Consider the following 5,673-nt stretch of genomic DNA (forward strand, 5'->3'; position numbering starts at 1 on the left):
CTGCACAACTCATCGAGCTGTTCCAGCGAGCGATAGGCTACCCGAAGCGTGCCGCCTCTGCCCTTGTGATCCACCGACACGATCATGCCGATCGTATCGGTCAACAGTTTTTCCAGCGCCAGCGTGTCGGCGTCCTTCTCGTCAGGACTTGGCGCCGGCCTGGCTTCCCTGGCGCTGCTGGTGCCGGCCGGCATCTGCGCCAGCGCTTCGGCCTGGCGCACCGAAAGTCCTTCTTCGACGATGCGCTTGGCAAGGCCCGCCGGATCTTCCGCCGTCACCAGCGTGCGGGCATGACCCGCCGACAGCGCGCCGTCGATCAGCATGTCGCGGATCACATCCGGCAGCTTCAAGAGCCTGAGCGTGTTGGCGACATGGCTGCGGCTCTTGCCGATCACCTGGCCGAGATCGGCCTGGGTGTAGCCGTGCTCGTCGATCAGCTGCTGATAACCGAGCGCTTCCTCGACCGCGTTGAGGTCGGTGCGCTGGACGTTTTCGATGATCGCCAGTTCGAGCGCGGTGCGATCGTTGACCTCGCGGATGATGACCGGGATCTCGGACAGCCCGGCGCGCTGCGCTGCACGCCAGCGCCGCTCGCCGGCGATGATCTCGTAGCGTCCGGCCTGTGTCGGCGAAGGCCGCGCCACCACCGGCTGGACGACGCCGTGTTCGCGGATCGACTGGGCAAGGTCGGTCAGCTCGGCGTCGCCGAAATGCCGGCGCGGATTTTTCGGGTTGGGGGTCAGGAACTCGATCGGCACCTTGCCGTCGGCGCTCATGCCCGGTTTTTCAGGTGCTACTGGGCGATCAATCTCGCCGATCAGCGCCGCCAGTCCGCGGCCCAGTCTCTTTCTCGAAAGGTCTTCGCTCATCTTTATTCCAGTTGGCTATTCCAAATCGTTTCGGTATCGAATCGGCTCTTGACTATGCATCCGGCCACATCAAGCGGCGCGTAACTTGCGCTCGCGGCGGATCACTTCCGATGCCAGTTGCAGATAGGCCTGGCTGCCCGAGCATTTCAAATCGTAGAGGATCGCCGGCTTGCCGTAGGACGGCGCCTCGGACACCCGCACATTGCGCGGGATGATGGTCTCGTAGACCTTGTCGCCCATATGCGCCCGCACATCCTGCACGACCTGGTTGGCGAGATTGTTGCGGCCGTCATACATGGTCAGCACGATGCCCTGGATGGTGAGATCCGGATTGATCGAGCGCCGCACCTGCTCGACCGTCTCCAGCAACTGGCTGAGGCCTTCGAGCGCGAAAAACTCGCATTGCAGCGGCACAAGAACGGAATCGGCCGCAGCCATTGAATTCAACGTCAAAAGGTTGAGCGATGGCGGGCAGTCGATCAGCACATAGCCAAAGGGTGCGCCGCGCTCGGTCGCAGCGCGCAGCGCGTTGCGCAGCTTGAGCACCCGGTCGGGCGCGGAGGCGATCTCCATTTCGATGCCGAGCAGATCGAGCGTCGACGGCACGATCGACAGGCCCGGCACGGCTGTGGGGATGGCCGCGGCTTCCAGCTCCAGCTCGCCGGTCAACACGTCATAGGACGACACCGTCCGGTCCTTGCGGTCGATGCCCAGACCGGTGCTGGCATTTCCCTGCGGATCGAGATCGACGATCAGCACCTTTTCGCCGATAGCAGCTAGCGCGGTCGCCAGATTGATGGCGGTCGTCGTCTTGCCGACACCGCCCTTCTGGTTGGCTACGGTGATGATTCGGGGGCCATTCTTCATCATGGGTTTATGCCAGAAATTCATTTTGGGCGCCAAATCGCCTGTCAGTGACGGATCAGACAGGTCGCAGGTTGGACAATTCCAGGATGACGCCGCCAACGTCGGTCATACTTGGATGTTCTACCAGATCGAAGGACCATCGGTGAACGCTTTCTTGCACTTCGGTGCGGTAATCCCGGCCTTTGTGGAACAGGCCGCGCGCGCCTGAAACCAGCCAGGGCGCCGACAGGTCCAGCAAGGTCGAAAGCGGAGCCAGCGCCCGCGCCGTGACGATTTGCGGCGTCGAAACCAGCGCATGGCTGTCATCGATGCGGCGCGCCACGACCCGCGCCGGCAGGCTGAACTGGCCGACGACGGTCTGCAGGAAGGATGCCTTTTTGCGATTGCTTTCAACCAGATCGATGCTGGCGCCGTCGCGCTCGGCCAGCAGGAACGCCATCACAAGGCCTGGAAACCCACCGCCCGAGCCGAGATCCACCCAGCGTGTGGCAACGGGTTCTATGCGCCCGAGTTGGGCGCTGTCCAGGATATGGCGCTGCCAGACATCGCCCGACGTGGATTGCGCCACCAGATTGATGCTGCGATTCCATTTCTGGAACATCTGCTCGAACGCCACCAGCCGATCGAATGTTTCACGTGAAACCGGGCCTGCCGCATCCTGCAGGCTCTCCAGGGACATAGAATTCACGCAACATCCTTTTGTAGGCGCTGGGCGCTCTCCGCATGGCGGACATGCGCGACAATGATCGCCAGCGCCGCCGGCGTCATGCCCTCCATGCGCTGGGCATCGGCTATGGAGCGCGGGCGCCGCGCCTGCATTTTCTGCTTCAGCTCGTTCGACAGACCCGGCACTCCGGCGAAATCGACCGTCTCGGGGATCAGCCGGCTCTCCTCATGCCGGATCTGCGCCACGTCGGTCTTCTGGCGGTCGAGATAGACAGAATACTTCGCTTCCGTCTCGAGGCGCTCCGCGGTCTTGCCTTCGATCGCCGCAAAGCGCGGATCGACGCCGGCCAGCCAAGCGACATCGACGTCGGGATAGGACAGCAATTCATAGCCGGACCGGCGCACGCCATCCCGGTTGATGTCCAGCCCGTGCCGCGCCGCCTCATTCGGCGTCATGGCGAGCGACTTCGCCAAATCCCGCGCCTCATCCAGGCTTTGCATGACCTGCCCGTAGCGCTGCATGCGCTGTGCCGAGGCGATGCCCAGTTTCGCCGCCAGAGGCGTCAGCCGCTCATCCGCATTGTCGGCGCGTAGCGACAGCCGGAACTCGGCGCGTGACGTGAACATCCGGTAGGGCTCTGCGATGCCGCGGCTGGTCAAATCGTCGACCATCACGCCGATGTACGCCTCGGTGCGGCTGAGCACGATTTGCTCGCTCCCCGCCGCCCGCCGCGCCGCATTGAGGCCTGCGAGCAGGCCTTGCCCGGCTGCTTCCTCATAGCCGGTCGTGCCGTTGATCTGCCCGGCGAGGAAGAGACCACCGATGCGCTTCGTCTCCAGCGTCTGATGCAGTTCGCGCGGATCGACATGATCATACTCGATGGCATAGCCGGGCTGCAGCATGATTGCGCGCTCCAGCCCCGGAATGGTTTTCAATATATCGAGCTGCACATCTTCGGGCAACGAGGTGGAAATCCCATTGGGATAGACGGTATCATCGTCCAGCCCTTCCGGCTCCAGAAAGATCTGGTGCCCATCCCTATCGCCGAACTTGACGATCTTGTCCTCGATCGACGGGCAATAACGCGGCCCAACGCCCTCGATCGAGCCGGAATACATGGCCGAGCGGCCGAGATTGGCGCGAATCAGCTCATGCGTGGCCGTCGTCGTGCGGGTGATGCCGCACTCGATCTGCGGCGTGGTGATGCGGTCGGTCATCAGCGAGAACGGCACCGGATCCGCATCCGCGGCCTGGCTTGCCAGCGTCGTCCAGTCGATGCTCCGGCCATCGAGCCGCGGCGGCGTCCCGGTCTTCAGCCGTCCAAGCTTGAAGCCCGCGCGGTCCATCGTCGCCGAGAGCCCAAGGCTGGCCTGCTCGTTCATGCGGCCGGCGACAATCTTCCTCTCGCCAATATGAATGAGCCCGCGCAGAAAAGTCCCGGTCGTCAGCACGACCGCGCCACAGCCAAGCCGCCTGCCGTCGGCCAGGAGAACAGCCGTGATCCGCCCATCGGCGATCTCAAAATCCAGAACCTCGCCTTCAACCACGTCGAGATCGTTCTGCTGCCGAATCGCTTCCTGCATGGCAAGGCGATAAAGCTTCCGGTCGGCCTGCGTACGAGGGCCGCGCACGGCGGGACCTTTGCGGCGGTTGAGCAGGCGGAACTGAATGCCGGCCGCATCCGCCACGCGCCCCATCAGGCCATCCATGGCATCGATCTCGCGCACCAAATGGCCCTTGCCGAGCCCGCCGATCGCCGGATTGCAGGACATGACCCCGATCGTATCAAAGCGCAGCGTCACCAGCGCGGTCTTGGCACCAGCGCGCGCGGCAGCGCTGGCCGCCTCACAACCTGCGTGGCCGCCGCCCACCACAACCACATCATAGTGATTGGTCATCACAAACTTCCCAGACTCGAATGATTAAAGGGACACATGTCCCCGCGAGGCTTGGCTGTCAAGAAAACTCCGCGAGTCGTTTCACGTGAAACAGCCTTGCACCGCCATCGCGTGTGTTTCACGTGAGTCATCGGGGCACTGATGTTTCACGTGAGTCGCACCTTGCCGCTGCTCGAAGGTCTTACCCAAGCGTTCGCAACGTTCGTCATCCTAGGGCAAAGCAGGAAGCGAAGCGACGTCGCGGAGACCCTAGGATCCATGCCGTGATCTTGGCCAAAGAGTACAGCGGATCAGAATTCTGCACCGTGGCGCGCGCTCAGAAGTCGCGGCATGGATCCTCGGGTCTGCGCCGCGTCGCTACGCTCCTTGCTCCGCCCGTGGATGACGAAGCGATGGGGCGTTCCGCAAACGGTCCATCAAAATCTCTGCATCGACAACTGAGTCATTTTACGAGAGCACATCGTTTCACGTGAGTCATTTCCCGATGCAGAACTGCGAGAAAATCACGTCCAGCATGTCCTCGACGTCGATGGCGCCGACAATACGGCCCAGGCGATCTGCTGCAAGCCGCAACTCCTCGGCGCGCAATTCCTGCCCGACAGTCCGGCCGTCGGTTGCGCGACGCAGGTGGCTATTCGCTGCGCCGAGCAATTCGACGTGGCGCAGGCGCGACGGCAGGACATCGCCGACGCTGCCGGCTGCTTCCGCTGCCCGCCGGCCGATTTCCCCCAGCAGTTCCTCGACGCCCGTCCCGTTCTTTACCGAAATGACAAGGGCATAATCCTCCGTCGCGTCGCTCGCCGCGCGGTCTTCCAACAGATCGAGCTTGGTGCCGACGCGCAAGGTCGGCGCCACACTCGGCAGCTCGCCGACATCTCTTGGGTTCGCGATGTCCTGCAGCAAGAGCAAGAGATCGGCGCCATGCGCCTTGGCCCTGGCCTTCTCGATGCCGATAGCCTCGACCTTTCCCGGCGCATCGCGCAGCCCGGCCGTATCTGTAAGCCGGACCCGCAGCCCCTGGAGATCAAGTGTCACTTCAAGCAGATCCCGCGTCGTGCCGGGTTCATCCGTTACTATAGCGGCATCCCGCCGCGCCAGGGCGTTGAACAGACTCGACTTGCCGGCGTTGGGCGCGCCAAGGATAACGACCTCGAAGCCGTCACGGATGATTTCGGCAGCACGAAATCCGGCAATGTGCCGGTCGATCTCGCCGATCATAGTTTTGACATCGGACCAAACCGTATCCGAAACGGAACCGGGGACATCGTCTTCATCGGCAAAATCGATCTCCGCCTCGATCATGGCGCGGGCGTGAATCAACCTGCGACGCCAGCCGAGATAGAGTTCGCTCTGAGCGCCTTCGGCATTTTGG

General features: G+C 62.9%; 5 protein-coding genes. All 5 read right to left on the reverse strand.

Going from position 1 to position 5,673, the window contains the following annotated elements; all coding sequences use genetic code 11:
* A partial coding sequence (locus EN939_RS18620; RefSeq protein WP_127269177.1) for a ParB/RepB/Spo0J family partition protein occupies positions 1-869 on the reverse strand: 869 nt, incomplete at its 3' end.
* Between the two features lie 69 nt (positions 870-938).
* Entirely contained in the window at positions 939-1,739 is an 801-nt protein-coding gene (locus EN939_RS18625; protein ID WP_081738757.1) for a ParA family protein, read from the reverse strand.
* Between the two features lie 52 nt (positions 1,740-1,791).
* Positions 1,792-2,424, reverse strand: coding sequence for a 16S rRNA (guanine(527)-N(7))-methyltransferase RsmG (rsmG, locus tag EN939_RS18630; protein ID WP_127269178.1), 633 nt, complete (start codon positions 2,422-2,424; stop codon positions 1,792-1,794).
* Positions 2,421-4,301 (reverse strand): tRNA uridine-5-carboxymethylaminomethyl(34) synthesis enzyme MnmG, encoded by a 1,881-nt coding sequence (mnmG, locus tag EN939_RS18635; RefSeq protein WP_127269179.1) that lies wholly within the window; start codon positions 4,299-4,301, stop codon positions 2,421-2,423. The genes rsmG and mnmG overlap by 4 nt, the downstream gene beginning before the upstream one ends.
* 474 nt (positions 4,302-4,775) lie before the next feature.
* Positions 4,776-5,673 (reverse strand): tRNA modification GTPase (locus EN939_RS18640; protein ID WP_127269180.1); only part of this gene is annotated, 898 nt, incomplete at its 5' end.

Source organism: Mesorhizobium sp. M7A.F.Ca.CA.002.05.1.1, from assembly GCF_003998335.1.
Taxonomy (GTDB): Bacteria; Pseudomonadota; Alphaproteobacteria; order Rhizobiales; family Rhizobiaceae; genus Mesorhizobium.

Coding starts and splice junctions, on each gene's coding strand:
- EN939_RS18625 (WP_081738757.1), bottom strand. CDS start 1,739: ATGATGAAGAATGGCCCCCGAATCATCACCGTAGCCAACCAGAAGGGC.
- mnmG (WP_127269179.1), bottom strand. CDS start 4,301: ATGACCAATCACTATGATGTGGTTGTGGTGGGCGGCGGCCACGCAGGT.